At 67.0% G+C, this 1,001-nt stretch carries 1 protein-coding gene; it reads left to right on the top strand.

Annotation, left to right across the window (positions count from 1 at the left end):
* The coding region (locus L8F97_RS22435; RefSeq protein ID WP_277925152.1) for a TIM-barrel domain-containing protein at positions 1-1,001 on the top strand (1,001 nt) is incomplete at both ends.

Below are 1,001 nucleotides of genomic sequence, written 5' to 3'. Positions count from 1 at the left end.
TGATGAACGACACGCTGCACAGCATAGGCATGCGCTCGATCGTCAGCGTATGGCCGCGCTTCGAGCGGGAATCGCGATACTACAACTTCCTCGCCACCAAGGGTTGGCTGCTGCACGACAAGGACGGCAGCGTGGTCGACGGTCTGCCGGTCCGCTCCGACCGGGCAGGCGCGCTGATCGATTCGACCAACCCGCAGGCGCGCGCCTGGTTCTGGGGCAAGATCCGCGACAATATCGCATCGCAGGGCTTCGACTGGTTCTGGCTCGACGAGACCGAGCCGGATCTGGTGCCGGACGGCCACTTCTTCTCGATCGGTTCGGGTGACCGCTACCACAATCTGTTCCCGCTGGTGCACACCAGCGGCGTCGCGGAAGGCTCCGCGCGCGACCGGCCGAACATGCGCAACCTGATCCTCGCGCGCGCCGCCTATCTCGGCACGCAGCGCAACGGCGCGCTGTTCTGGTCGTCGGACGTGCAATCGACGTGGGAAGCGCTGCACCGGCAGGTACCCGCCGGCCTCGGCTTCACCGCGACCGGCCTCGCCTACTGGAGTAGCGACACCGGCGGCTGGCAATATCCGAGCGGCCCGAAGGCGGAACGTGCGCCGCTGCTCGACCCCGCCGGCGCGACCGCGATGTCGCCGTCGTACACCGACTATCCCGAACTGTTCACGCGCTGGTTCGCGTATAACAGCTTCACGCCGACGCTGCGCATTCACGGCCAGCGCCCGGCGACCGCGCTGTGGGATTACGGCACCGCGGCCGAGCCGGTGCTCGCCAACTTCCTGAAGCTGCGCTACGCGATGGTGCCGTATCTGTATGCGCTGGGGTATCAGACCTACAAGACCGGCGCGCCGTTCATGCGCGCGCTGTTCATGGACTTCCCGAACGACCTCGCCGTCGCCACGATCGGCGACGAATATATGTTCGGCCCGGCCTTCCTCGTCGCACCGGTCACCACGCAGGGCGTGACCAGCCGCGACGTGTATCTGCCGGCGGGG

The sequence above is a fragment of the Sphingomonas sp. BAUL-RG-20F-R05-02 genome, assembly GCF_022662305.1.
Classification (GTDB): Bacteria; Pseudomonadota; Alphaproteobacteria; order Sphingomonadales; family Sphingomonadaceae; genus Sphingomonas.
Note: the sequence above shows the minus strand (reverse complement) of the source record. Positions and strands in the feature narration are given on the sequence as shown.